Here is a 575-nt window from a genome sequence, read left to right on the forward strand (position 1 = left end):
TCGCCGGCCATGGCGGGGGCGAAGAGCTGCGCCTCGTCCACCACCACCATGACCGGGCTCCAGGCGTCGCGGTCGGCGTCGAAAAGCCCGCCGAGGAAGGCGGCCGCACAGCGCAACTGCTGCTCGACCTCCACGCTGTCGAGGTTCAGAATCACCGAGACTCGATGCCGCCGCGCCCGGTCGGCCGCGCGGGCCAGGGTGGCCTCGGAATGGTCGGCGGCGTCGATGACGAGATGGCCGAAGCGGTCGGCCAGGGTGACGAAATCACCCTCGGGGTCGATCACCACCTGTTGCACCCAGGGCGCGCTCTGCTCTAGCAGCCGCCGCAGCAGGTGCGACTTGCCGGAGCCGGAATTGCCCTGCACGAGCAGGCGCGTGGAGAGCAGCTCCTCCAGGTCGAGCGTCGCTGACGCGCCCTGGCGCGTCTGGCCCATCTCGATTCCGATCGTCATGGTCCAATGGTCACGGCAGGAAGGAGAACATCAGGAAGGCCAAGAAGATGGAAAGGTGGACGACCCCCTCCAGCACCGTGGTCCGCCCGGTGTTCAGCGTGATGGCCAGCATCAGGAAGGTGG

1 protein-coding gene is annotated in these 575 nt (G+C 68.0%); it reads right to left on the reverse strand.

Annotated elements, in window-relative coordinates; all coding sequences use genetic code 11:
• The coding region (locus AC1DWF_RS37020) for a helicase HerA domain-containing protein (RefSeq protein WP_476843403.1) at positions 1-452 on the reverse strand (452 nt) is incomplete at its 3' end.
• Between the last annotated feature and the right edge of the window lie 123 nt (positions 453-575).

It is taken from the genome of Aminobacter sp. P4_D5 (assembly GCF_056401815.1).